The sequence below is a fragment of the Marinobacter litoralis genome (assembly GCF_016427555.1).
GTDB lineage: Bacteria > Pseudomonadota > Gammaproteobacteria > Pseudomonadales > Oleiphilaceae > Marinobacter > Marinobacter litoralis_A.
Genome location: NZ_JAELVS010000001.1, coordinates 119,591 through 145,265 on the forward strand (window position 1 = coordinate 119,591; position 25,675 = coordinate 145,265).

A 25,675-nucleotide genomic window follows, 5' to 3' on the forward strand; every position below is an offset into this window, starting at 1 on the left:
CATGAAATTTTGGGCAGTATAACATTCCGACCCGGGTTAAGGAGACTTCCCTGAAACCGAGCAACGCCTCACGAGCATCCAGCAGCCTCAATTTTTTCGTGCCCGACTTATGCCGGGTTCGAGCGGTGTTCATGCTGCTGGTCACCAGCGAGCTGATGGTGCTGGTACTTGCCATCGTGCAAGCTGACCGCAGCTGGATCGACTGGAACTATTTCGGCTTGTTGTCACTGTTCGTGCAATGGACCACGCTTACCAGTGCCGCACTGATCTGCCTGCTCCGGCCCTGGCTGGCCCGTCGGAGCGTTGCTCACGCAACGCTTGTCATCGTCACTATTGTGCTGCTCGACGTACTTTTGTTCAGCCTGTTCGCCGACCGTGTCCTGCACCCGGAGCATGCACTCTCGCCGTGGCAGAGCATTGCCAAGAAACTGCTGCTGGCACTGCTGATTTCGCTCGTGGTGCTTCGGTATTTTTACCTGCAATACCAATGGCAACAGCAAACCGAGGCCGAAATGCAGGCAAGGCTGACATCCTTACAGGCCAGAATTCAGCCCCATTTTCTGTTCAATAGCATGAACACCATCGCCAGCCTGATCGCGAGCAACCCGGAGCGGGCCGAAGAGGCGGTGCTGGATTTGTCAGAACTGTTTCGCGCCAGCCTTCGTACCGACGATCAATTGGTGCCGCTGAAACGCGAACTCGAGCTGTGCAAGCGCTATCTGGCGATTGAGGAATTGCGTTTAGGCGACAGACTCACCCTTGAATGGCAGATACCAACCGGGCTCGAACACCAGGCCATTCCCCCGCTGACGCTGCAACCGCTGGTAGAGAACGCCATTTACCACGGCATTCAACCGCGATCCACCGGGGGCCGGGTGCGTATCGAGGCCTACGCAAAGGGTAATTTCGTGTACGTGATGGTACAAAACCCGAAGCCGGATGCCGAGCAACAACAGCATCAAGGCAATCGCGTTGCCCTGGCCAACACCCGGGCCCGTCTGCAAGCTCTGTTTGGCGCACCTGCCATACTCAAGCAGAGTCAACAGAACGATACCTACACCGTCACCCTGCGCTTACCGCGCCGGACGGCCAATCATCAAAGCCAACGATAAAAAACAAGGTCACCATGAGTACAGCACCACAACGTATTCTCATCGCTGACGACGAACCGCTTGCCCGCCAGCGCATAACGCGATTACTCGAGGCCCAGGATGGCTATCAGGTATGCGGCGAAGCCGCCGACGGTAACGATACCCTGCACAAGGTCGCCGAGCTTGAGCCTGACATTGTTTTGCTGGACATTCGCATGCCGGGGCTGGACGGTATGCAGACCGCCGAAAAACTGAGCCAATTGAACAACCCGCCCGCCATCATTTTCTGCACTGCCTATGACCATTACGCCATACAGGCCTTTGAGGTACACGCCGTCGCCTACCTGCTAAAACCTGTGCGGCGCGAGGCTCTGGCAGACGCGCTGGCCCGGGCGGGAAAAGTAAACCGGGTGCAGCTTCAGGCGTTAAACCGTGAACCGGAAACAACCGGCGAACAGATTGCTGTTCGCACCCATCGCGGCACCGAACTCATCGAGTTGACGGATATTTATTACTGCGAGGCTGACCAGAAGTACGTCACGCTTCACCACAGCCGCGGTGAAACCGTGTGTGACTACACCCTCAAAGAGCTGGAGCAGTCTTACCCCGAACAGTTGCTCCGCATCCATCGGCACACGCTGGTGGGTACACGTTATGTTCAGGCCCTGCGACGAACCGACGATGGCCAGAACGAGCTGGAACTGCGAGGCTTGAGCAAACGGCTCGCCGTCAGCCGCCGGCACGCCAGTTCGGTACGCCAGTGGCTGCAGGAGCACCAACCCTCCCCCTGACGGCGTGCTGGTCATACCCAAAGGAGGTAGATACCGGCACCTTACGGGACTTTTCCAATCTCTCAAGGTAACCTTGTAACTACATTTTTCTCTACGACAGTGAGTGCAATGTCCAAACGTATTCTTCGCATCGCAACCCGCAGCAGTGCCCTGGCATTGTGGCAGGCAGAATTCATCAAGTCCGAACTGGAAAGGCTTCACAGCCATATCACCGTCGAACTGATCAAAATCAAAACTCAAGGCGACATAATCCTTGATGTACCATTGGCGAAAGTTGGTGGTAAAGGCCTGTTTGTCAAAGAACTGGAAGAAGCTATGCTGGACGGCCGTGCTGACCTGGCCGTGCACTCCATGAAAGACGTACCGATGGAGTTTCCCGAAGGTCTTGGCCTGGTCGCCATTTGCGAGCGTGAAGATCCCACCGATGCATTCATCAGCAACCACTACGCCAATATCGACGAACTGCCTGCTGGCGCCGTGGTCGGAACCTCGAGCCTGCGACGGGAAGCGCAGATTCGTGCCAATCGCCCGGATCTCGAAATCAAAATGCTTCGCGGCAACGTTAACACCCGTTTGGCAAAGCTGGATGCCGGCGACTACGACGCCATCATTCTGGCCAGCTCCGGTTTGAAGCGCCTCGGGTTTAGTGACCGCATCCGTTACTGCCTGCCCGATACCTTCTGCCTGCCCGCGGTCGGTCAGGGTGCTCTCGGCATTGAATGCCGCCTGAGCGACAACGAACTTCGCGAGTTGCTTGACCCGCTGAACCACGCCGATTCTGCAGACCGCGTCAAAGCGGAACGCGCCATGAACCGTCGCCTGGAAGGCGGTTGCCAGGTACCCATCGCGGCTTATGCGCTGCTGGAAGACGATGACACGCTGTGGTTGCGCGGCCTGGTGGGCTCTGTAGATGGCACGCGAATCCTTCGTGTTGAAGGCCGGGCACCAAGAGCCGAGGGCGAACGTCTGGGCCGGGAGCTGGCTGAACAGCTGTTAGGCATGGGAGCCGACAAAATTTTGGCTGAAGTGTATGGCCACACCCCAACCTGATCGTCGGCAGTGCCTCTACGAACTGGCCGGCCGCCGTATCCTGATTTGCCGGCCGGAACCGGAAGCCTCGCGACTGGCCGAGGCTTTTCGAGCCGCCGGTGCGGATTGTCGAACCATGCCGTTGCTGGTTCGGGAGCCGCTACCCGAGACACCTGAACAGCGCACACTGCTGCAGGAACTGGACAACTTCAGCCATGTCATTGCCGTCAGTCCCTTTGCGGCTAACCTGTTACTCGATCACATTGACAACTGGTGGCCCCAGATTCCGCTGGGCCTGCAATGGTACGGCGTGGGCTCGGGTACCTCTTCGGTGTTTGCCCGCCATGGTCTGAAAGCCCGCCAGCCCAAGCAAGGCTGGACCAGCGAAGCGTTGCTGGAGCTTCCCTCTCTGCAAAATCTGGCCGGCGACAAGGTCTTGTTAGCGCGAGGTGAGCAAGGCCGGGAGCTGATTCGCCAGACTCTGGAACAGCGAGGTGCGAAAGTCTCTGTTCTGCCACTGTACCGACGGGCTCAGCCGTACTATCCTCCTGAACAGGTAGACGAGATTTTCGGCAGCTTCCGGCCTGAAGTCATCATTGCGCTTTCGGGAGAAACCCTGAACAATCTCAATGCACTTGCGCCTGACCACCACAGCAGTTTGCATCGGACGCTAGTGGTGGTTCCGGCCGAACGAGTAGCTCGGCAAGCCGAGAACGCCGGATTCCGAAACCTGATCGTTCCGAACGGTTTGGACGATCAAAATCTGGTAACCAGCGTCGCCTCAACGCTTGCAGCGAGAAGCTAACAACAACGGATAACCGTGTAAGGATGCCCGTGACTGAGACAACGAACCAATTGCCCGCCCCGGTTGAAGAAACCAACACCCAAAAACCGCGCCTTTGGCCTGTCTGGATCATCGCCATCGTTGCCCTGATTCTTGTGATTTTGCTTGCCCTCTGGAACTGGCAGCAATGGAACCGGCAGAACAACGGTCTGCAGCTGCTTCAGGATCTGAAACAAGACACCGAGCAACTCGAGAATCTGTACGGAAGTCGCGGGAGCGAGCAAAGCCAGCGCATTCAAGCACTCGAAAGCAAGCTGGCCGAACAACGTGAATTGATCGCAACCCAGCAGCGGCAAATCGACCATAACGCCCGGGAACTGCTAGAAGCCGGCAACCGCACACGCACCGACTGGCTGCTGGCGGAAGCGGAATATCTGCTGCGCGTGGGCAACCAACGCCTGATGATTGAAAAAGACATTCGTGGCGCTCTCTCTGCACTGGAATCGGCCGACGAAGTCTTAGCGGAATCCGATGATATCGGCGTTTACCCGGTGCGCGAACAACTGGCCAAAGAAATTCTGGCGCTGAAAAGTATTGAGGGCGTAGACCGCACCGGCTTGTACCTGAAGCTCGAAGCGGCCATCGCCAGCGTAAACGATCTGACGACCCAGGCACTGATTCACGATCAGGCACCGGGCTTCAACATGAGCGAAGACACCAACGCTCCGGAAGATGGCAGCAACATGTTTACCCGAGGCTGGAATCGCTTCCTGAGCACGCTGAAAGACGTGGTCGTGGTGCGAAGGCTGGACGAAACGGTCAAGCCGCTGATGTCTCCCGATCAAAGCGCCTGGGCTCGCCTGAACCTGCAATTGATGCTCGAAGAAGCCGAAATGGCCGTACTTCGAGGCAATCAGGCGCTGTACGAGCGCGCTTTAGACAAAGCCCGTCGCACCGTTACTGAATGGTACGACTCGAGCAACCCGGCCATTCAAGGCTTGTCCGATCTGCTTACAGAACTGGCGGACAAGCATGTAGACCCCAAGTTGCCGGATGTCAGCCAATCACTCGGGTTGCTCAAAGAGCGCCTGGCAGGCCGACTGGCATCGGACAGCGAGGGTAAAGATTCATGATTGTCCTGCTGCTGATTATTCTGGGCGCATTACTGATCGGAACCGGTCTATCGCTAGGCTTGGCCTATGACTTAGGTTACATCCGCATCAGCTTAGGCAACTACCTGATCGAAACCAATTTCTGGGTCGGATTAGCGCTGATCGTGCTGTTGGTGGTTGTAAGCCTGCTGGTGATCAACGCCATCAAGCGCTTCCGCAAAGGCACCAGTTTGATGGCAACCTGGGTTAGCCGGGGACACGAACGCCGGGCTCGACGTCGCACCACCAATGGTTTGCTGGCTTTGGCCGAGGGCAACTGGCCCAGAGCCCGCAAGCTGCTCTCGAGCGCTGCCAGCCATGCCGACACCCCACTGATTAATTATCTGGCGGCGGCCCAGGCCGCCGCGGAAACCGGCGATCACGAGGGTGCCGACGAGTTGTTGCGACTGGCGTTTGAAAGTACCCCAGGCTCCAGTCTTGCCGTTGGCATCACTCAGGCCCAATTGCAGCTTGCCGGCAACCGTTTGGAACAGGCGCTGGCGACACTGTTGCGCCTGCGCAAAGAAGCGCCCCACCATCCGTTCGTGTTAAAGCTGCTGAAAACCACCTATCTGCGGTTGGAAGACTGGAAAGAGCTGTCCAAACTCGTGCCAGAATTGCGTAAGCGCAGCGTGCTCACCGAACGTGAACTGGACGATCTGGAACGAGAAGTCTGGAAGAATTTGCTGGAGCGGGCCGCGGAAGATTGTGAACGCAAGCGGGAGAGTGATCGGGAGGCCTCGCTGGAGCCTCTCACCCGCTTGTGGGATGAACTGCCCCGTTTCGTGCGCCGGGACGAACACACCATTCATGACTATGCGCGCTTGCTCGCTCGTCTGGGCGATGAAGAACAGGCCGAAACCCTGCTGCGCAAGGTGCTTCGCAACCATTGGAGCGACGAACTGATCAACCTCTACGGGCGCCTGGAAGGGAGCGACCCGGAAGTGCAGCTGCTCACCGCAGAGCAATGGTACAAGGATCGCCCCAACAACCCTCAGCTCTTACTGGCTCTCGGGCGCCTGAGCCTTCGCAATCAGCTTTGGGGCAAAGCCCGGGAGTATTTTACCGCGAGTCTCAAGTTGAAGCGGGACCGTGAAACCCTGGCTGAATTGAGCCGGCTGAATGCCCACATGGGTGAGGAAGAAAGCAGCGTTAAGATGATCATGCAGGAGTTTGAATCAGACACCGCCCTGCCTGAACTACCCATGCCCAAGGCCTGAGAAATCAGGCCCTTGGGGCATACTCCAGCACGTCCGAATAAAAATCCTGCTCGGAAAGCCCAGCCTCGACCAAGGCGTCCATCAGTGTGTACACCATGGTTGGCGAGCCACTGGCATGGACTTCTACCTTGCCCCAGTCGATACCCGTCGCAAGCACCGCACGTACTAACTGGTCGTGGTGGCCACCCCAATCGTTGTCTTCGTCATCGCCGACCACTGGCAGGAAGGTGAAAGCATCCGACTCGTCGTGCCAGCGCTGGGCCAGCGAACGCAGGTACATGTCCTCGTGTTTCCGCACGCCCCAGAACAACTTGATGCTATGGCTGAAGTTCGTACCCTGCAGGTACTCCACCAGGCTTTTCATCTGTGCAAAACCGGTGCCCGCAGCGACCAGGACCAGCGGCTTATCCGGCGCTGCCGCCAAACAAGCCTTACCATGCGGCAATTGCACTGAAACATCTTCTCCTGAAGTCAGCGCATCAATGACCTTCTGCGCCGACACCCATTCCGGCGTGGCCTGAATGTGCAAAACGATGTTGTCTTCCGCAGGACTGCTGGCAATAGAGAAATAACAGGGATCAGCGTCCGGCAGATTAACCGATAAATACTGACCGGCATGAAAGTTCACATCCCGGCGCCGGGGCAACTTCAACTCTACCCGATATACGTCGTGGTTGATGGAGCTCACGTCCACCACCTTGGCTTGATATATTCGGGGCTGATGATTTGCTGTTGCCATAACGGCGGGTATCTCCAATTCAATATCGGAGAGGGCCTGCGTCCGACACATCATCAGGCGCTCTCCGGTTAAAATGAGTTGCTGATTGCGGGTGTTCAGCGCTTGTCCGCTAATCAAACGGGCTTCGCAAATTTCACAAACGCCATTACGGCATGCCGCCGGCGCTTGAATGCCGGCTTCTGCGGCGGCGGAAAGCAGATCGTTGGTGCTGCTTACGGGGTAGTTCAGATCTGCAGGGCACAAGTGAATGCGATGCAAGGCTCTCTACCCCTTCATTTTGGGGAGTTTTCCGGAATTTCAATCCCGAGGCTATCCCAGATGTCGTCCACCCGCTGCTTGACCTCGTCGGTCATGGTGATGGCCTCACCCCATTCCCGATCGGTTTCACCGGGCCATTTGTTGGTCGCATCCAACCCCATTTTGGAGCCGAGCCCCGACACCGGCGAGGCAAAATCCAGGTAATCGATGGGCGTGTTGTCCACCAACGTGGTGTCCCGGGTCGGGTCCATCCGGGTAGTCATGGCCCAGATAACGTCTTCCCAATTGCGGGCATTCACATCGTCGTCGGTCACGATCACGAACTTGGTGTACATGAACTGGCGCAAGAACGACCATACCCCCATCATCACGCGCTTGGCATGGCCGGGGTACTGTTTCTTCATGGTGACAATGGCCAGTCGGTAGGAGCAACCTTCCGGCGGAAGATAGAAATCCACAATTTCCGGGAACTGCTTTTGCAGAATCGGAATGAACACTTCGTTCAGCGCCACACCCAACACGGCAGGTTCGTCGGGCGGACGGCCTGTGTAGGTACTGTGGTAGATCGGGTCTCTACGGTGGGTGATGCGTTCAACGGTAAACACCGGGAACTCATCCACTTCGTTGTAATAACCGGTGTGATCACCAAACGGCCCTTCTGGCGCGGTATCGTCGGGATAGATGAAGCCCTCCAGCACGATCTCGGCACTGGCCGGTACCTGCAGATCGCTGAGCCCGGCGTTCACCAGTTCGGTACGGGAACCGCGTAACAGGCCGGCAAAGGCGTATTCGGACAAGCTGTCCGGAACCGGCGTCACAGCTCCGAGAATAGTGGCCGGGTCGGCACCGAGTGCCACGGCAACCGGGTACGGCTTATCGGGGTTTGCTTTGCGGAATTCCTGATAATCCAGAGCGCCCCCGCGGTGGCTGAGCCAACGCATGATCAACCGGTTACGGCCAATCACCTGCTGCCGGTAAATGCCGAGATTCTGGCGTTCCTTATTGGGACCACGGGTAATCACCAGAGGCCAGGTCACCAGCGGCCCCGCATCCCCGGGCCAACAGTGCTGTACCGGAATCTGGTACAGATCAACCTGATCCTTTTCAATCACCACTTCCTGGCAAGGTGCCGAGCGCAGCACTTTCGGGCTCATGCGCATGACCTGCTTGAAGATGGGCAGTTTTTCCAGCGCGTCTTTGAAACCTTTGGGGGGATCCGGCTCTTTCAGAAACGCCAGCAGTTTACCGACTTCTCGCAATGCGGTGACATCTTCCTGCCCCATACCCAACGCAACCCGTTTCGGCGTACCGAACAAGTTGGCCAACACGGGCATGTCATAGCCTTTGGGATTTTCAAACAACAACGCCGGACCACCTGCCCGCAGGGTGCGGTCGCAGATTTCGGTCATTTCCAGATGGGGGTCAACTTCTACGCGGATGCGCTTTAGCTCTCCCAGTTTTTCCAGCTGGGCAATGAAGTCTCTCAGGTCGTTGTATTTCATTGGATGCTCCGCTTTCGGCCTGCTGCGCCTTCGCGGAGCAGTCGGCCAAAGTCAGTGTTTGGACTGGGGAGTTGGAACCAAGCCGGGCGAGGGGGCCAAAACGGAAAACGTGGTTTTCCTGAATGTTTTGGTCCCCTCGCCCGGCTTGGTTCTTCGAACGTTAGGCCAGAGCTCCGCCCATCAGCGGTGCTCGCCCGACTCCGAAGTTCAAACTCAACGACGCTTCATAGACTGGAAGAATTCGTCGTTGGTTTTGGTGTCCCGCAGTTTATCCAGCAGGAACTCCAGAGATGCGGTGTCGTCATCCATGGAGTGCAGCAACTTGCGCAGAATCCAGATACGCTGGATTTCTGATTCAGACATCAACAGATCTTCACGGCGAGTGCCGGAGCGACGCACGTTGATGGCCGGGTAAACGCGTTTCTCGGCAATCTTACGGTCCAGGTGGACTTCCATATTACCGGTACCTTTAAACTCCTCGTAGATGACTTCATCCATCTTGGAGCCAGTATCAACCAGCGCGGTCGACAGAATCGTCAAACTGCCACCCTCTTCGACGTTACGGGCGGCACCAAAGAAGCGCTTCGGCTTTTCCAGCGCGTGCGCGTCCACACCACCGGTCAATACCTTACCGGATGATGGGATCACGGTGTTGTAGGCACGAGCCAGTCGGGTCATGGAATCCAGCAGGATAACCACGTCTTTTTTGTGCTCAACCAAACGCTTGGCTTTTTCGATCACCATTTCGGCTACCTGAACGTGACGGGCCGGCGGCTCGTCAAAGGTGGAGGCAATCACTTCACCGCGCACGGTGCGCTGCATTTCGGTCACTTCTTCCGGGCGTTCGTCAATCAGCAGCACCATCAGGTGGCATTCTGGATTGTTCCGAACGATGGATTGGGCGATGCCCTGCATCAACAGTGTTTTACCGGCCTTGGGTGGCGATACGATCAGGCCACGCTGACCTTTACCGATCGGCGACACCAGGTCGAGTACCCGGGAGGAAAGATCTTCTGTACTGCCGTTACCTACTTCCAGCACCAAACGCTCGTCCGGGAACAACGGCGTCAGGTTTTCAAACAAAATCTTGCTGCGAGCGTTATCGGGCTTGTCAAAGTTGATCTCGCTCACCTTCAGCAGAGCAAAGTAACGCTCGCCGTCTTTTGGTGGGCGGATCTTACCCGCAACCGTGTCACCCGTACGCAGGTTAAAACGACGGATCTGGCTCGGCGAAACGTAGATATCGTCAGGGCCGGCCAGGTAGGACGCGTCGGCAGAACGTAGAAAGCCGAAGCCATCCTGCAGAATCTCCAGCACCCCATCACCGTATATATCTTCGCCGCTCTTGGCGTGCTTCTTCAGGATGCTGAAGATGACGTCTTGTTTGCGCGAACGGGCGAGGTTGTCGAGGCCCATTTCTTGCGCGATTTCGAGCAATTCGGGCACAGATTTCTGCTTGAGTTCAGTAAGATTCATAATTTGTAGGATTTTTCAGGAATGGAAGTAAACGACGGTTGAAATTGCAGGGATGCCCCTGAACGCGTTGATCATAAATATATATTGAAACAAGGTGCTGGCAGATGGAGCATCCGGTGCAGAGGGAAGCCGGATATTATTGCTTGTGCCAGTAGAGTGGGAACAACTGTTCGCCGGGCAGTCAGCATAATCGACCACCTTGACCGGATCTGTCAAGTGCACTGAACAAATTAACGCCAACTTTCGCCCAAAATACCAGTGCACAAGCTCGGAAAGCCCTCTCTGCTATGTTACTCCCTTCCAATGCCCGCGATTGAAAGAGATACTGAGAGACAATACTTCCTCTGTGATTTTCGGAGCGCTTTCCATGAGTACTGAGCCCACGAACGAATTCACCCCTCTTAATATAGCGATTCTTACCGTTTCCGATACTCGCGGCTTTGACGAAGATGCTTCCGGTCAGTTTCTCGAAGACAGTGCGGTGGCGGCCGGTCATCAGCTGATGTCACGACGCATTCTGCCTGACGATGTTTATCTGATACGTGCCGCGATGTCCTCCTGGATTGCAGATCCGGACATCCATGCCATTGTCATTACAGGTGGTACCGGTTTCAGCGAACGGGACAGCACACCAGAAGCGGTTATCCCGCTTTTAGACAAGTCGATTGAAGGGTTTGGCGAAGAGTTCCGGCGCCTGTCGGCTTCGGAAATTGGCAGTTCCACCATTCAGTCCCGGGCCTTTGCCGGCCTCGCCAACCATACGGTCATTTTCTGTCTACCCGGCTCCACGGGCGCATGTCGCACCGGCTGGAATGGCATTCTGAGCACGCAACTCGACAACCGCCACAGCCCTTGCAATTTTTCGGCTCTGGTTCGGCGTAAGCCTCAGCGGGCGGTGGAACGCCTTCAAGAAGTGATTGGAAATCGCGCAACACGTTAGTTCTGGCTCCGGAGACTCGCACAATGACAGCCCAGCTCACGCCACTCGAAGAAGCCCTTGCCCACCTGCTGAGCATGGCTCCGGCGATGACCGAAACCGAGTGCCTGCCGCTCACCGAAAGCTTTGGCCGGATACTGGCCCAGGATTACCAGGCTCCGGCCGATGTTCCCCCAGCCGACAACAGCTCGGTAGATGGCTATGCCTTGCGGGCCGAGGACTACGTTCCTAGCCAGGCACTCTTTGTCTCCGACAGGATTCCCGCAGGCTCGGCTCCAAAGCCGCTGGAACCCGGAACCGCTGCCCGCATTTTTACCGGTTCGGAAATCCCCGCAGGGGCGGATACGGTCATCATGCAGGAGCGGGTTGAGGTAACCGACAACGGCATTGTGATAGATGGCGATGTAAAAGCTGATCGAAATATCCGTCGGCGCGGCCAGGATCTCGCCAAAGGTAGCCTGGCACTGGGCAAAGGCACGAAAATCCGGGCTCAGGAAATGGGGCTGTTGGCATCGTTAGGTTTAGCGGAAGTGACGCTGGTGAAAAAGTTGCGGGTCGCCATTCTGTCCACCGGCAATGAGCTGGTCGATCCGGGCAAGCCTTTAGGGCCCGGCCAGATCTATAACACCAACCGTTTCACGCTGCTCGCTCTGTTGGCGGAGGCCGGCTGCGATGTCGTGCTGTGTGACACGCTGCGCGACACCCGCACCGAGACCCGGGAAACACTTGAGCGCGCCGCGACACAGGCCGACCTGATCATCACCAGCGGAGGCGTTTCCGTAGGGGAGGAGGACCACGTTCGGGCGGTATTGGAGGCATCCGGCGAGCTGTCGCTGTGGCGCTTGGCGATCAAACCCGGCAAGCCTCTGGCATTTGGTTCCATCAAAGGAACACCGGTGTTCGGTCTGCCCGGCAATCCGGCCTCGGTACTGGTGACTTTTCTAATGGTCGCCATGCCCTACATTCGCACCTGCCAGGGGCGTTCGCGTATTCACCCAGCCGGTCAGAAACTGCCGGCGGCCTTTAACATCACCTCGTCTTCCGTGCGCCGTGAGTTTGTTCGCGCGCGCCTGGAATCGGTGAACGGCCAGACTCAGATCAGCGCGTACCCGAACCAGAGCTCTGGTGTATTGAGCTCGGCCTGCTGGGCCGACGGCTTGGCAGTCATACCGGAACAGAGCACCGTTGCCGAAGGCAGCCTGATCACCTACTTCCCATTCACTGAGTTACTGAGCTGATATGACTGACCAGACCATTACCGTCCGTTTTTTTGCGCGTCTCCGTGAGGAACTGGGTACGGAGCAACTCACTCTACCGGCAAACAAATATCAGACCGCCGGGGATTTGTTGGCAGAGCTGGCTAGCCAAGGAGGCCCCTGGGCGCAATTACAAGGCGACCAACCCGTAATGATTGCCATCAATCAGGCGATGGCAAAGTCCAATGCCACGGTGAAGGCAGGCGATGAAGTTGCTTTCTTTCCACCGGTAACCGGGGGTTAATATGATCAGCATTCAGACGGACGATTTTGATGCCGGCACCGAATATGCGGCGCTTCGGGAAAGCGGAACCGGTACCGGGGCGATTGCGACCTTTACGGGACTGGTTCGAGACTCTGGCGACACTCAGGGCGTTTCCGGCCTGTTTCTGGAGCACTATCCGGGCATGACGGAGCAAGTCATTGCGGACTTGATCGACGAGGCTTCGCGACGGTGGGACGTGCGTCAGGCTCGGGTTATTCATCGGGTTGGCAAGCTACGACTGCAAGACCAGATTGTATTTGTCGGCGTGTGCAGTGCACACCGGGCCGATGCCTTTGCCGCTTGCGAGTTTATTATGGACGCGCTGAAAACGTCTGCACCGTTTTGGAAAAAGGAGCTGTCTGAATCGGGAGAACATTGGGTAGAGCAGAAAGCGTCGGATGTTGCCCGAGGGGAGGCCTGGCGCAAATAGCGCCAGGGATCTGATTACGCCAGATAAACGCCGTAACGCAGAACCCCGTCGCCCTCTTCCTGAACCCACTCCAACCTGTGGCCAGCCATATCGCACAGTGCCTGCAAATCCCGGCGACTGGTTGGGTCATCAGCCAGGAACTCAACCAACGTGCCGCTGGGCAACCCCTGAATGCGCTTTTTAAAGCGCAAAATGGGGAGTGGGCACACCAAACCGATCGCATCGATTCGATAGGCTTCAGCTTGCTCAGTCAAGGCGCACACTCGTTGCGCTGCTTTCCTGCTCCGCTGACGACCATCCGAACTGGCCCAGCAATAACGGAGCAGCGAAAGCGATCAGCAAGGCCGCAGCAAATGCCGCCATCATCACTTTCACGGAACGTCTCCTTTGCCTTGTTTAGCCTCCACCTCGGCCACCCACAGATCGTGGTGCTGACGCGCCCATTCCACATCCACCTGGCCATTACCCATCGCATCATAGGCGCCTTCCATACCCACGGTGCCGATATAGATGTGAGCGATAATGGCCAGCATCATGACGAACGCCACGATTGAGTGCCAGATGTTGGCATACTGCATTTCTTCATGCGGAGTCAGGGCCGTATCAAGCTCGGTTCCAAAGATGCTGTTTATGACGCCGAATGTATCGGAAAACATCGGCATCTGGAACGGGAACAGCAGCGACAAGCCAGATAGCGAGACCGAAAAACCCAACACCATCACGGTCCAGAAAACGATCTTTTGCCCGGCGTTGAACTTCTTGGCTGAAGGGTGGGATTTGCTGAAAATACCGCCACCGGCCTTGAGCCACTGCCAATCCAGCTTATCGGGAATGTTATGCGCCACCCACATAACGAAGGTCATGACCAGACCGAGCATAAAAGCCCAGGAAATGTTGTTGTGTATCCACTTGGAACCGGCGGCCAAAGTGGCAAAAGCTTCGGCCCCGAAAACCGGGATCAGGAAGCTTCGCCCCATCAGCGTGATGAGCCCGGTCAGCCCTAGCACAATAAACGAACCTGCCAACAACCAATGCCCAAACCGTTCGATGGCTTTAAAGCGCTGGATCGTCACCCCGGACGGGCCACCCTCGATGCGGATTTTGCCGCGAACGAGGTAAAACACCACTAGCAACGCGATAAACGCCAGAATCGCGCCGCCACCATAGGTGATGATCGGCCCCTCTCGTAACTCAAGCCATGGCATGCCTCCGTCCTGAATCAGAACATCAGCCGCCGGGCCTCGCATCTGTGTGCTGGCATCAAACTCGTTATAGCGAATGGATCGATATGTGTCTGAAAGTGACACCCCACCCCGTGTACCTAATTGCTCGGTGATAGGCGCAGCGTTGGCAGGGTCGCCCAGATTTTCAGACCGGAAAGACGGATCAACTTTCAGCTGCTGCTGGCGAGCCATGATGTCTTCCAGGGTTTGCGCACCCCCGGTCGCTGTCCGGTCCACCGCAGTTTCGGCCCACGCAGGGCTGAACAACAGGGCGGCCAGCATAAAGAGAGCGGCCGCCATTAGTTTTGCTTTCATGAGAGCACTCCAACGGAATCAACAAGAAGCATGCATTGCCTCAATCGGTTCCGGGGCCCAGAGGCCCCCGGAACACTCAAGCCAACTTATGCACCCTTTCTCTCGTAGGCTGTGCCCCATCCCCAAGCGCCCGAACCGAATCCCCGGCTCACCACACGCTGGCGATAGATGTCCGCCACTTCGTTGCCATCACCGGCCAGCAAAGCTTTGGTCGAACACATTTCCGCACACAGAGGCAACTTCCCCTCGGCGATGCGGTTACGCCCGTATTTGGAGAACTCGGCCGCGGAATGATCCTCTTCCGGACCACCTGCACAGAACGTGCATTTGTCCATCTTGCCCCGGCTACCGAAGTTACCCGCTTGCGGGAACTGAGGGGCGCCAAAGGGGCATGCGTAGAAACAATACCCGCAACCAATACACAGGTCTTTGGAGTGCAAGACGATGCCGTCTTCGGTCTGGTAGAAGCAATCCACCGGACAAACGGCCATACACGGCGCGTCTGAACAGTGCATGCAAGCAACCGAGATCGAGCGCTCGCCCGGTTTGCCATCGTCGATGGTGACTACCCGCCGACGGTTGATGCCCCAAGGGACTTCGTGCTCGTTCTTACAGGCCGTCACGCAGGCATTACATTCGATGCAGCGTTCGGCGTCGCAAAGGAATTTTGCGCGTGCTTGTCCTTCAAGTGCCATGGTCTACACCTCCTGCTATGCCGGCATGATCGAACACAGGGTCGCTTTGGTCTCTTGCATCTGCGTGACCGAGTCGTACCCGTATGTTTGAACAACGTTTGTAGATTCACCCAGAACATAGGGGTCAGCGCCTTTCGGGTATTTATCCCGCAGCGATTTGCCCTCCAGGTGCCCACCGAAGTGGAACGGCATAAAGGCTACGCCCTCACCCACTCGCTCGGTAACCAACGCTTTGACTTTAATGCGCCCGCCTTCCGGCCCGGTTACCCAGACATCCTTGCCATCACGAATATTCAGGTTGTTCGCATCCCGCGTATTCACCTCAATGAACATTTCTTGCTGCAACTCAGCCAGCCAGGGGTTCGAGCGTGTTTCGTCACCCCCACCTTCGTATTCGACCAGACGGCCAGAAGTCAGAATGATCGGGAAGTCCTTACTGAAATCCTTCTTCTGTATCGATTCATACAAAGTCGGCACGCGCCAGAACGTTTTGTCTTCGTAGGTCGGGTAATCTTTAACCAGATCACGGCGCGTCGTATAAAGCGGCTCGCGATGACGCGGCACGGGATCAGGGAAGTTCCAGACCACAGTCCGCGCTTTGGCGTTACCGAAGGGCGCACACTCGTGCTTGATCGCAACACGCTGGATACCGCCGGACAGGTCAGTTTTCCAATTGGTTTTGGGGCCTGCCACGGCGTCTATTGAGGCACGCTCTTCAGCGGTAAGATCCCCGTCCCAGCCCAGATCCATCAGCATCTGCATGGTGAACTCGGGGTAACCGTCCTTGATGTCCGAGTTTTTCGAGTAAACACCTTCGGCCAACAGGTTTTCACCGTTGCGCTCGACACCGAACCGGGCTCGGAAGGTCAAGCCACCCTTGGACACCGGCAACGACATATCGTACAGATTCGGTGTACCCGGGTGATTCATCTCCGCCGTACCCCAGCAAGGCCAGGGCATGCCATAGATATCCCCGTCGCAAGGGCCACCCTTAGCACGAAGGGTGGTTTTGTCGAAGTGGTGCTGATACTTCATGTGCTTTTTCAGGCGCTCCGGCGATTGGCCGGTGTAGCCAATGGTCCACATACCGCGGTTGAATTCCCGGGTTATGTCTTCAATCACCGGTTCGTCACCTTCGATCGCGATATTGCGGAACATGCGATCGGTAAAGCCGAACTTGTCGGCAAACAGCTTCATGATTTCGTGGTCAACCTTTGAGTCAAACAGTGGTTCAACCACTTTTTCACGCCACTGCAGCGATCGGTTCGATGCGGTTACCGAACCACTGGTCTCGAACTGGGTAGTCGTTGGCAGTAAATAGGCACCGTCTTTACGATCGTGCAGCACCGCGGAAACGGTCGGGAAAGGATCCACCACTACCAGCAGATCCAGCTTCTCCATCGCTTCCTTCATTTCCAGCATACGAGTTTGGGAGTTGGGCGCGTGGCCCCATAGCACCATCGCCCGGGTGTTATCAGGCTGGTCGAGGTTTTCCTTAGCCTCCAGAACCCCGTCGATCCAGCGGGACACCGGAATCCCCTTCTCGTTCATCATGGCTTTGGATTTGCCATTCTTGTCCCAGACGGCAAACCGGCCCTTCAGCCAGTCCGGCTCTTCCTCCCAGACCCGCGCCCAATGTGCCCAAGCGCCTGCACTCAGGCCGTAATACCCCGGCAGAGTGTCGGCCAGCACCCCAAGGTCGGTAGCGCCCTGCACGTTATCGTGACCCCGAAAGATGTTAGTGCCGCCGCCTGGCGTCCCCATGTTGCCCAACGCCAACTGCAAGATGCAGTAGGCTCGGGTATTATTGTTGCCGTTAGTGTGCTGAGTACCGCCCATACACCAGATCACGGTGCCCGGTCGGTTGTTGGCTAGGGTACGGGCGACACGTTCAAGCTGGGCCCCCGGCGCACCGGTGACACGCTCGACTTCTTCCGGATTCCAGCGTTTGACCTCTTCACGAATCTCGTCCATACCCCAAACCCGGGTGCGGATGAACTCTTTGTCTTCCCATTTGTTATCAAAGATGTGCCACAGAATGCCCCACACCAGCGCAACGTCCGTACCCGGCCGGAAACGGACAAACTCATCCGCGTGAGCCGCTGTGCGCGTGAAGCGTGGATCACACACAATGAGCGGCGCATTGTTTTCTTCCTTGGCTTTCAGAATGTGCAGAAGCGAGACCGGATGGGCTTCGGCAGGGTTGCCCCCGATCAGGAAAATCGCTTTGGAGTTGTGAATATCGTTGTAGGAGTTGGTCATAGCCCCGTAGCCCCAGGTGTTGGCTACGCCGGCTACCGTGGTTGAGTGACAGATCCGGGCCTGGTGATCAACGTTGTTCGTGCCCCAGTAGGCAGCAAATTTCCGGAACAGATAGGCTTGTTCATTGTTGAACTTTGCGCTGCCCAGCCAATAGACCGAGTCCGGCCCGCTCTCGTCGCGGATTTGTAGCATTTTGTCGCCAATTTCGTTGATCGCCTGATCCCAGGAGATCTTCTGCCATTGGCCATCAACCATTTTCATGGGGGACTTGAGGCGACGCTCGCCATGCGCATGTTCACGCACCGAAGCACCTTTGGCACAGTGGGCGCCCATATTGAAAGGGCTGTCCCAACCCGGCTCTTGCCCAATCCAGGTACCATTCTGGACTTCCGCCTCGACGGTACATCCCACCGAACAGTGAGTACACACGGATTTTCTGCGAACGATTTGCCCGCCTTCGGTCGAAGGATCCGCAGCTTCAACCCGCCCCGATGTCAGCGATAAAGCCGCCATGCCCCCCACTGCAACGCCAGAGGCCGCCAGAAACTGGCGGCGGTCCAACGTCTTGGCAGCGAGAGATGAAAGTAGAGATCCTGCACGGGGGCCTTTCGCAACCCCGTTGGTCTTCTTCCGCAACATGTCTCTTACCTCTCTCTTCTTATTCTCTTTATCCGGAGGCGTTATCACCCAAGAGCATCACGCAATCTTGAATGAATCACACATCCTTAAAAGCGAGCCGATTCGAAATACTTGCGAGTGTGCTCTGTGTCGCGCAGGCCGCGGCTTTTCGGCGCGTCGTTCTTGACGACCTCAGCTGCGGCGTTGGGTGAAACCGCCATCGCCACGGCTGCCGGAGCTGCAGTGGCGGCCAGTTTCAGGAAACGGCGACGACTGTTTTCACGTTTCGGGCTATCCATAGGCCCCTCCCCATGGGTTAAGGAACCGTGCAGGCTCCGGTTACTGTATGGCGAAGGCGTCTGCTTCAACGGCCATAAAAGCTCGCCCAAGCGAACCCACCGGCGCGTAGAAGATGGCGCCTTGCGCTTCTTCCAAATCGGTAAAAAACAATCCGGCCCACTTTGCCAGATGCGCATCGAAGAAGTTTTTTTGGGAAGCCAGATCGCTGTCGCACGGAAAATCACCAGTAATGATGCCTGCCATGATTTCGCAAAGCGTGCCGATGTGATCTTCCGGTTCTTTGATGTCACTACGAGCTCTGATGCCTCGGGCCATCAGGTCGGTTCGCAGTTCGGCAAGGGGTTTCTCGTTCAAAAAACCGGTCAGGTAATAGCTGGCGTAGGGCAACAGTTCGCCGCGGCCAAGCCCAACGAACAAATTGTTGTACTCGCGTGTGGCATCAAAAGGTAAGGTGCGTTCCGCAAGCGCGGCCAGCTGTCTGGATGCTGAACCCAAAGGGGTGTCATCGCCTTGCAACAAGGCTAGCCCTTCAAGCAACTCGCTTGAAGGCGGGCTGCCGAGCAAGGTGCCCAGCAACTGATATATTTGCGCCCTCGCTCTATCTTCATCACTGATAGAACGAGGGCATTGAACCTCAGCTGTGCTAACCAAGAGTCGTTCCTTAGCGTTTATTGTTTGAATTATGTACTACCCATCCTTATAGCCCTGATCCAACACCAACGCAACTTCGCCCTCGAACGCTTACTCGAAACGCATTCGGGGACGATACTGTTGCGCGATGTCGGGTTCAGGCGCCGCGGCTTCGGGTTCCGCGCCCGGTTTTTCCGGGGCGGGGGCTGCTTCCGCCTCAGCCTTGAGCTTCAGCGGCTCTGTCTTGGTCTCAGGCTGAACCACATCCGGAGTCGGTGCGGGTGTCTCTGCTTGTTCATCCAGCTTTTTCGATCTATCAATCAGCCCCTGCCCTACCTTATACAGCGTCTGTGCACCTTTGACGGTGGGGCCTGCGGCGGTGAAGTCCTCGTCATAGTCGTTAAGCCCATCCAGTACCGCCAGCACCGGATTGGATCGCCAAAGCGATCGCAGCGCTTTTCGGCGAAGGAAGTCCGGGATTTCTTTGCGCATAAACCCGGTCACATCGGTGCCCAGCTCGATGTTGTCCGGATCAGGCAAACCGTATTTTTCGAGGATTTCCAGCTCCGACAACGCCTCGTTGCGGGCCAACTCCTGTTCCTCCGGAGCAGCTACTGCCTCCGGCGAGGGTTCTTCGGCCGCAGACAGCTCGGAATTCCGGTCGGCTTGCTTTTTTAGGCGTGACCACCGCTGTAAGCGTGACTCTGCCATCACTGCAACCTCGGTTTCTTCATGTTGGCGGGCGCTCGATAAACGTCGCTTTCCTGGCGAATACGCGGGTCGCCTTTCGCATCTTCGATGCCATCCACCCGGACCTCGTCGCGGCGGCGTTTTTTGAACGGTTCTTCGATGTAATGCATGTCGATAAACTCTTTGATCCACGCCGCCAGAGACTCCGGAACCGGCACCGCCTCGACAAGGCTCTCGCCACTATCCAGAGAATCCAGTGCCTCATGGGCGCTGGCGGTTACGGCGCTGACCACCCATCCCGAAGGAGACTGGCTGCTCGGGTCTTTATCCATGATCACCCAAACGGAGGGAATCTCCATGTTGAGCGACACCAGATACCCCTCGACATCGGCACGGTACAGTTCCATGGTTACAGTGCCCGCGTGGTAATCAACCACCTCGCCGTCATGAACCAGCTCTTTCCAGAACGCCTGCGGTGCCCCCGGGATGATGGCGACCGGCTTCCAGATTTCACGCGCCCAGCGCGTTACACCGGGCGAGCGGCGAACCACGGCGCCGACTTGCAACTCGCGTCTCCACTGCTCTGTTCGACTGCTCATGACCCTTCTCTTTTGTTATTAACTGACTTTAGTAGGGATCCGACACTTAACCAATTGTCCAAATCTAAATGGCTGTGGCATGCTCATGAAGTAAAGCCAATTCGCATACAGATAACAACAACGAAACGGGCTGGATTCCTGATGACGGCACATAAAACCCTAGTGTTATGCTCCTGCGACAAGAGTCAGCGGTTCGACCCGAAGCTGCTGCAAGCGGCCGCAGGCGCCGAACAGGTGGTCGAAGTAAATCAACTGTGTGGCAACGAGTTAGGCATTGCCGCGGAACACCTCGCAGCGAACAACGAAGTGCTCATCGCCTGCGGTCAGCAGGCTGCTTTATTTGAGCGCCTCGCGGAAGACATTTATGCCGAAACTCAACACGCGGCGCCACTCAACACCATTGACATCAGGGACCGGGCGGGCTGGAGTTCGCCCGATGCCAAGCCCGAGCGGCTGGCTGCGAAACAGGCGGCTCTGGTTGCCGCCGCCCAGCTAGCGCCCCCGATCGCCCCTGCGAAAACCATTCACTCCAGCGGTGTATGTTGCATTATCGGCCCGTCCGAGCAGGCGCTCAGGATGGCTGAACTGGTGAAAGACGAGCTGGGAGTCACGTGTATCGTCAATGATGCCGGGCCTGTCCAGCTACCTTCCGCCGCGTACGATGTAGCGAAAGGCCAGCTCGCATCGGCTTATGGCGCACTAGGCAACTTCCAGCTGGAATTTTCCGGGTTGCAAATGCTGCACCCGGCCGGCCGGGGCGAACCGGGTTACGGCGAAGTAAAAGCCAGCGCCCGAAGCGAATGCGATGTGCTGATCGACCTGCGCGGAGGTGCCCCTGCCTTTCCCAGTCATCAGAAGCGCAACGGTTATTTCTGGGCCGATCCGAACAAGGCAGGAGAGCTGGAACGCATTGCGCTGACAGCTCGGGATCGTGTTGGTGAATTCGAAAAAACCGTGTATTTCAGGCTGGAAGAATCCCTGTGCGCGCACTCCCGGGCCAAAAAACCCGGTTGCACCCGATGTTTAGACGTGTGCCCCACCGAAGCCATCTTCTCAGCTGGCGATCACGTTCAGATCGATTCGGATATCTGCGCAGGCTGCGGCTCTTGTGCAGCGGTTTGTCCGACCTCTGCCATCAATATGACGGAAACCCCGTTCGAAGCGTTGACCAAGGCGCTGGACGTCATGGCCAAGGTGTATCGCGAGCAAACCCAGGAATCCCCGCGCCTGCTATTCCACTCCCTCAGCGCAGGTACCGAGGCCATTGCTTATCTCGCCAGATACGACCATGGCCTGGCCGATGACTTAATTCCGATGGGGCTGGAACATACAGACCGGATTGGCCACGCCGAAATCATGGCCGCTTTCGGAGCAGGCTATGCCGAAGTGCTGATTCTGGCCGATAACGAAACAGATCGTCGGGCCGTGGCGGCCGAAGTTGAACTGGCTCAGGCCATGCTGAAAGGAACACACAACGCACCGAGCCGGGTTCGCGTTATCGAACCGAACGAGCTTTGCAACCCGGGCGACAACGCCGGCAGAGTGAGTGAGCCGGTCTTGCTGGTCGGCGGCCGTCGAGATATCACACGAGTAACAGTTGCCGCGATGGCAGATAAGATCGAAGCACCTATCCCGCTGCCCGCAGGCGCACCCTACGGCGCGATCAACATTGATTCCGATAAATGCACACTTTGCCTGGCCTGTGTGTCGCTGTGTCCTACCGGCGCGCTTGGCGACCACCCGGACAGGCCTGAAGTTCAGTTCACCGAAAACGCGTGTGTGCAATGCGGAGTCTGCGACAGCACCTGCCCGGAGACCGCCATCACTTTGATCCCGCAACTGGATCTGTCCAAGGAGGCCCTCAGCCCCCGGCCACTTCATGGTGAGGAGCCCTACGAATGCATCCAGTGCGGCACTCCGTTTGGGGTCGCCAGCACCATCAACCGGATAATCGAAAAGCTGGAAAACCAGCACTGGATGTACAAGAACTCTGACAACGTTCAACTCATCAGAATGTGTGATAACTGCCGTGTTAAAGCCCAGTTCCATAGCGATCAGGCACCGATGGCAGGGGGCAACCGCCCTCGGGTTCGCACCAGTGATGACTACCTAGACAGTTAATAATTAAACAGGGTAAAGCATGGTTGAATACACCGAAGTCGGAAAGCCCAATCTGATTGGCACAGACGCGCCCAGGCCTCAAGACAAAAACCCGAAAGGCGTCAGCCGCATCATCGCCATTTCCTCGGGCAAAGGCGGTGTCGGCAAATCGACGGTTGCGTCAAATCTGGCGGTGGCTTTGGCATCAAAAGGGTTGAAGGTCGGGCTGCTGGATGCCGACGTTTACGGCCCCAGCCAGCCCCGTATGCTGGGCGTTTCAGGCCGCCCATCCAGCCCGGACGGACACACCATCCTGCCCCTGCGCAATCATGGCGTAACCCTGATGTCGCTGGGCCTGATGGCTTCCGACGAGGAAGCCATCGTCTGGCGTGGCCCCATGTTGATGGGCGCCCTGGAGCAGATGATGAACCAGGTGGATTGGGGCAGGCTGGATGTGTTGCTGGTGGACCTTCCGCCCGGCACGGGGGACGTTCAGATGACGCTCAGCCAAAAGTTTTTTGTGGCCGGTGCCATCGTGGTTTCAACACCACAGGACATTGCGCTAATGGACGCGCGCAAAGGCATCGATATGTTCAATCGCATGGATGTGCCGCTGTTCGGCATTATTGAAAACATGGCCTCGTTTGTCTGTGACGGCTGCGGCAAAGAACACCACCCGTTCGGGTCCGGCGGCGCCCGGGCCGAAGCCGAAAAAATCGGCGCTGCGTTTTTGGGCGAGATTCCGCTCGATCTGGACATCCGCATCGGCTCGGACGGTGGCGTGCCTATCGTGGTATCCAAACCGGAGAGCCCGCAAGCGAAAGCCTTCCAGCGCATCGCCGACGAGGTCATCGCTTCTGACGTTTACGCCCGGGCCCTCCTATGATCGAATCTCCCCTGTTTCCCCCACTCCTGACGGGAGAAGTGGTCCCTCCACACACAGATCCCTTCAACAAAGCGGTCAGCCGCGCCATGGCCGGCATCGACTCCGGCACCATTTTTTATTCGGACACCAGCGAGAATTTACGCGCCGCACTGGTGTTGGCACCGGAAACCACGCTGGAGGAGGCCATCCAGGCCGTTTACGTCGCGCAAATAGGCCTTGCTGAAAGCTTGGGTGCATTGGCACCACCAGAGGTCCCTGTGCACTTCCAGTGGCCGGACCGAATCAAGGTCAATGGCGCACTCTGCGGCGAGGTGCGTTTTGCCACCGATGCATCCGACCCCAAGGCCCGCCCGAGCTGGCTGGTGATTGGCATCGATGTGCCGTTCCAAAAATCGCCGAACGAGCCGGGCGCAACGCCCAACCAGACCTGTCTTACCGAAGAGGGCTGCGTTGATATCACGCCTATGGCATTGCTGGAAAGCTGGTCAAAACACACGCTGTTATGGCTGACCTACTTTATGGACAGCGGTTTTGAGCGCGTACACAACGATTGGCGGCCGCGCTGCGACACCTTGGGCAAAGTCATCGATTACCCGAAATCCGGCACCTTTGTGGGGTTGGACGATAAAGGCCGAATGTTGCTGCGACAGGGTGCCATGACAGAGACCTTGAGTTTAATTACCTTCGCGGAGCACGTATGAAACTCGCCCGAACCTTACGTCTGGATATATCCGATGAAAACGTCTTTGAATCACCGGCTCCGAGCGGAGAATGGGCCATCTCGGGGGGCTTCGAGTTTTCCAACTGGACTGAAACGGATCTGACGGGCAAAGCTCGGCAGGCCTTCAGTAATGGTTGGTACAGTATCGAATCTGGCGGTCGCGCCAGCTTTGTTGGTGTGTGCAAAATCACTGACAGCGAGGTAGAGCAGCTCAAGAAGTCGCTGGCGCAAACCTTTGTCGAGCATTATGGCGCACCAAACCTTGAGGCCGCCTATCCCGTCGCCTGCGACGAAATCGACCAGATGCGTGAAATGTGTGAGGATTTCGAGGAGAACACCCTGCTTATGGTCAGCCGCCGACTGACAGAACTGGGTGTTGAAGAAACTTACCGCTCCCGGGCTCCGCAAGAAGCGTCACTAGAGGCCTTTGCCGTTCACGGCAGTCTGGACTAACTACAGTCCGAAGCTGCCGTAAGGAATAAACCGTACCGGGCTGCCCGGCTCTATTTGCTGAGCGCTTTCATCCAGCTCCACCAACCCCTCGGACCAGGCCAGACCGGTGACTCGGCCCGAACCTTCAGAACCGAAGACTTCTACCCGGCCATCACGGACCCGGGCACGCAACATCTCGCTGCGCCCCGGTTTCTTGTTTTTGCTGAAGTTGGCCGGCATGACATAGGCCTGGGGTTCGAACCACCCGCTACCGGCAAGCAGCGCCATAGCCGGTGCACCGAAGCGTAGCGCGCAGACCCACGCAGCCACCGGGTTGCCCGGCAAACCCACCACTGGCGTTTGCTGGTACATGGCCAGCGCAAGGGGGCGACCCGGTTTTATCGCGATCCGCCAGTTGCTGATCTCACCGTGGGCTTTCAGTGTTTTTGACACGTGATCCTCGTCGCCTGCGGATATACCACCACTGGTCAGGATCAGATCACACTGCTGTGCCCCGCGTTCCAAAGCCGCTTTAACATCCTCAGCCCGGTCAAGCACATGGCCAAGATTTACCAGCTCATAACCAAGCTGCTCTACCAGCGCACTAAGCATCGGAAGGTTGGCATCGTAGATTTGCCAATCACTGACAGCCGAGCCGACCGGCTTCACTTCATCGCCTGTGGATAAAATACCCACCCGAAGCCGTTGATAGACATCAACCGATTCGACGCCCACGCTGGCAAGGACAGAAATCTCGGTCGGTGTCAGGCGAGTACCTTCTGTGAGAATTTTGTCCTGAGCATGAATATCTTCGCCCGCCTGCCGCACGTTGGCGCCGGCTTTTAACGTACCTTGCAAATGCAATTGACCATCAATGACCTCGCAATCCTCTTCCAGAACCACCGTATCGGTGCCCGCCGGGATCACCGCACCGGTCAGAATCCGGATAGCATGATCGTTCGGAACCTGCCCCAAGTAGGGTTCTCCGGCAGCGCTGCGGCCATCAACCAGCGGCAGGGTGCACGGCACTTTGATTAGCGGCCCGGCAAGGGCGTAGCCATCGACCGCGGAATTACTGCTGGGAGGATGAGCTCGAGGCGCATAAACATCGCTTGCCAGTATCCGGCCGCACACCGATGACAGCGGAACCGAGCACTCCACGTCAACCACCGGGTGCAATCGATCGCGTAAACGTTCAAGCGCTTCTTCTACCGGTGTCCAGTTAACCCCGGGGGGCAAGGCAAAACAGTCATTTCGGAGCGGTTTCATGGCTCT

General features: G+C 57.1%; 27 protein-coding genes. 14 read left to right on the forward strand and 13 right to left on the reverse strand.

The features are described from left to right. The first annotated feature begins 131 nt into the window (after positions 1-131). The 6 genes from JAO79_RS00530 to JAO79_RS00555 all read left to right on the forward strand — a co-directional run bounded on the left by JAO79_RS00530 (position 132) and on the right by JAO79_RS00555 (position 6,066). Positions 132-1,112 (forward strand): sensor histidine kinase, encoded by a 981-nt coding sequence (locus JAO79_RS00530; protein WP_199005223.1) that lies wholly within the window; start codon positions 132-134, stop codon positions 1,110-1,112. 14 nt (positions 1,113-1,126) lie between these two features. Then, entirely contained in the window at positions 1,127-1,882 is a 756-nt protein-coding gene (locus JAO79_RS00535; protein WP_199005224.1) for a LytR/AlgR family response regulator transcription factor, read from the forward strand. 108 nt (positions 1,883-1,990) lie between these two features. Next, positions 1,991-2,932, forward strand: coding sequence for a hydroxymethylbilane synthase (gene hemC, locus JAO79_RS00540; RefSeq protein ID WP_199005225.1), 942 nt, complete (start codon positions 1,991-1,993; stop codon positions 2,930-2,932). Beyond that, positions 2,913-3,716, forward strand: coding sequence for a uroporphyrinogen-III synthase (locus JAO79_RS00545; RefSeq protein WP_199005226.1), 804 nt, complete (start codon positions 2,913-2,915; stop codon positions 3,714-3,716). The genes hemC and JAO79_RS00545 overlap by 20 nt, the downstream gene beginning before the upstream one ends. A gap of 23 nt (positions 3,717-3,739) precedes the next feature. Next, positions 3,740-4,828 carry a uroporphyrinogen-III C-methyltransferase gene (locus tag JAO79_RS00550; protein ID WP_199005227.1) on the forward strand — a complete coding sequence of 363 codons (1,089 nt, stop codon included), beginning with the start codon at positions 3,740-3,742 and terminating at the stop codon, positions 4,826-4,828. Continuing rightward, positions 4,825-6,066 (forward strand): heme biosynthesis HemY N-terminal domain-containing protein, encoded by a 1,242-nt coding sequence (locus JAO79_RS00555; RefSeq protein WP_199005228.1) that lies wholly within the window; start codon positions 4,825-4,827, stop codon positions 6,064-6,066. Before JAO79_RS00550 ends, JAO79_RS00555 begins: the two co-directional genes overlap by 4 nt. 4 nt (positions 6,067-6,070) lie before the next feature. Here the strand turns inward: JAO79_RS00555 and JAO79_RS00560 are convergent, their stop codons facing one another. The 3 genes from JAO79_RS00560 to rho form a co-directional block, all read right to left on the reverse strand. Beyond that, on the reverse strand, positions 6,071-7,063 hold the full coding sequence (locus JAO79_RS00560; protein WP_199005229.1) for a 2Fe-2S iron-sulfur cluster-binding protein: 993 nt from the start codon (positions 7,061-7,063) through the stop codon (positions 6,071-6,073). A 14-nt stretch (positions 7,064-7,077) separates the two neighbouring features. Next, a complete protein-coding gene (gene ubiD / locus JAO79_RS00565; protein ID WP_199005230.1) occupies positions 7,078-8,565 on the reverse strand; it encodes a 4-hydroxy-3-polyprenylbenzoate decarboxylase in 1,488 nt (495 codons plus the stop codon). A 213-nt stretch (positions 8,566-8,778) separates the two neighbouring features. Beyond that, positions 8,779-10,041, reverse strand: coding sequence for a transcription termination factor Rho (gene rho / locus JAO79_RS00570; protein ID WP_199005231.1), 1,263 nt, complete (start codon positions 10,039-10,041; stop codon positions 8,779-8,781). Positions 10,042-10,408: 367 nt separating this feature from the next. Here rho and moaB point away from each other — a divergent pair, with 367 nt between their 5' ends. From moaB to JAO79_RS00590, 4 genes are read left to right on the forward strand one after another with little or no spacing between them, the layout of a single operon-like run. Beyond that, positions 10,409-10,981, forward strand: coding sequence for a molybdenum cofactor biosynthesis protein B (gene moaB / locus JAO79_RS00575; protein WP_199005232.1), 573 nt, complete (start codon positions 10,409-10,411; stop codon positions 10,979-10,981). Positions 10,982-11,004: 23 nt separating this feature from the next. Next, complete coding sequence (glp, locus tag JAO79_RS00580; RefSeq protein WP_199005233.1) at positions 11,005-12,216, forward strand: gephyrin-like molybdotransferase Glp; 1,212 nt, start codon at positions 11,005-11,007, stop codon at positions 12,214-12,216. Position 12,217: 1 nt separating this feature from the next. After that, complete coding sequence (gene moaD / locus JAO79_RS00585) at positions 12,218-12,478, forward strand: molybdopterin converting factor subunit 1 (protein ID WP_199005234.1); 261 nt, start codon at positions 12,218-12,220, stop codon at positions 12,476-12,478. Position 12,479: 1 nt separating this feature from the next. Beyond that, the gene (locus tag JAO79_RS00590) at positions 12,480-12,929 is read left to right on the forward strand and encodes a molybdenum cofactor biosynthesis protein MoaE (protein WP_199005235.1); all 450 of its coding nucleotides are present in this window, start codon (positions 12,480-12,482) and stop codon (positions 12,927-12,929) included. A gap of 14 nt (positions 12,930-12,943) precedes the next feature. Here the strand turns inward: JAO79_RS00590 and JAO79_RS00595 are convergent, their stop codons facing one another. From JAO79_RS00595 to JAO79_RS00630, 9 genes are all read right to left on the reverse strand, one after another. After that, positions 12,944-13,183: a sulfurtransferase TusA family protein gene (locus JAO79_RS00595; protein WP_199005236.1), complete on the reverse strand. Its 240-nt coding sequence runs from the start codon at positions 13,181-13,183 to the stop codon at positions 12,944-12,946. Continuing rightward, positions 13,176-13,304 (reverse strand): hypothetical protein, encoded by a 129-nt coding sequence (locus tag JAO79_RS16350; RefSeq protein ID WP_265091645.1) that lies wholly within the window; start codon positions 13,302-13,304, stop codon positions 13,176-13,178. The genes JAO79_RS00595 and JAO79_RS16350 overlap by 8 nt, the downstream gene beginning before the upstream one ends. Further along, entirely contained in the window at positions 13,301-14,467 is a 1,167-nt protein-coding gene (locus tag JAO79_RS00600) for a formate dehydrogenase subunit gamma (RefSeq protein WP_199005237.1), read from the reverse strand. Before JAO79_RS00600 ends, JAO79_RS16350 begins: the two co-directional genes overlap by 4 nt. An 86-nt stretch (positions 14,468-14,553) precedes the next feature. Continuing rightward, complete coding sequence (fdh3B, locus tag JAO79_RS00605) at positions 14,554-15,162, reverse strand: formate dehydrogenase FDH3 subunit beta (protein ID WP_133006668.1); 609 nt, start codon at positions 15,160-15,162, stop codon at positions 14,554-14,556. Positions 15,163-15,177: 15 nt separating this feature from the next. Beyond that, positions 15,178-18,063 carry a molybdopterin-dependent oxidoreductase gene (locus tag JAO79_RS00610; protein ID WP_199005238.1) on the reverse strand — a complete coding sequence of 962 codons (2,886 nt, stop codon included), beginning with the start codon at positions 18,061-18,063 and terminating at the stop codon, positions 15,178-15,180. Positions 18,064-18,149: 86 nt separating this feature from the next. Continuing rightward, complete coding sequence (locus tag JAO79_RS00615) at positions 18,150-18,341, reverse strand: twin-arginine translocation signal domain-containing protein (protein ID WP_199005239.1); 192 nt, start codon at positions 18,339-18,341, stop codon at positions 18,150-18,152. 40 nt (positions 18,342-18,381) lie between these two features. Continuing rightward, complete coding sequence (locus JAO79_RS00620; protein ID WP_199005240.1) at positions 18,382-18,993, reverse strand: molecular chaperone; 612 nt, start codon at positions 18,991-18,993, stop codon at positions 18,382-18,384. A 90-nt stretch (positions 18,994-19,083) separates the two neighbouring features. Then, positions 19,084-19,683 (reverse strand): DUF3306 domain-containing protein, encoded by a 600-nt coding sequence (locus tag JAO79_RS00625; RefSeq protein WP_199005241.1) that lies wholly within the window; start codon positions 19,681-19,683, stop codon positions 19,084-19,086. Continuing rightward, positions 19,683-20,261, reverse strand: coding sequence for a DUF3305 domain-containing protein (locus JAO79_RS00630; RefSeq protein WP_199005242.1), 579 nt, complete (start codon positions 20,259-20,261; stop codon positions 19,683-19,685). Before JAO79_RS00630 ends, JAO79_RS00625 begins: the two co-directional genes overlap by 1 nt. Positions 20,262-20,402: 141 nt before the next feature. Here JAO79_RS00630 and JAO79_RS00635 point away from each other — a divergent pair, with 141 nt between their 5' ends. From JAO79_RS00635 to JAO79_RS00650, 4 genes are read left to right on the forward strand one after another with little or no spacing between them, the layout of a single operon-like run. Further along, the gene (locus JAO79_RS00635; RefSeq protein WP_199005243.1) at positions 20,403-22,382 is read left to right on the forward strand and encodes a 4Fe-4S binding protein; all 1,980 of its coding nucleotides are present in this window, start codon (positions 20,403-20,405) and stop codon (positions 22,380-22,382) included. Positions 22,383-22,401: 19 nt separating this feature from the next. Beyond that, positions 22,402-23,247: an Mrp/NBP35 family ATP-binding protein gene (locus tag JAO79_RS00640; protein ID WP_199005244.1), complete on the forward strand. Its 846-nt coding sequence runs from the start codon at positions 22,402-22,404 to the stop codon at positions 23,245-23,247. Next, a complete protein-coding gene (locus JAO79_RS00645) occupies positions 23,244-23,948 on the forward strand; it encodes a biotin/lipoate--protein ligase family protein (protein ID WP_199005245.1) in 705 nt (234 codons plus the stop codon). Before JAO79_RS00640 ends, JAO79_RS00645 begins: the two co-directional genes overlap by 4 nt. After that, positions 23,945-24,421 (forward strand): DUF6505 family protein, encoded by a 477-nt coding sequence (locus JAO79_RS00650; RefSeq protein ID WP_199005246.1) that lies wholly within the window; start codon positions 23,945-23,947, stop codon positions 24,419-24,421. Before JAO79_RS00645 ends, JAO79_RS00650 begins: the two co-directional genes overlap by 4 nt. Here JAO79_RS00650 and JAO79_RS00655 read toward each other — a convergent pair whose 3' ends face one another. Then, positions 24,422-25,669 (reverse strand): molybdopterin-binding protein, encoded by a 1,248-nt coding sequence (locus JAO79_RS00655; RefSeq protein ID WP_199005247.1) that lies wholly within the window; start codon positions 25,667-25,669, stop codon positions 24,422-24,424. It lies immediately after the preceding gene. Positions 25,670-25,675: the final 6 nt, after the last annotated feature.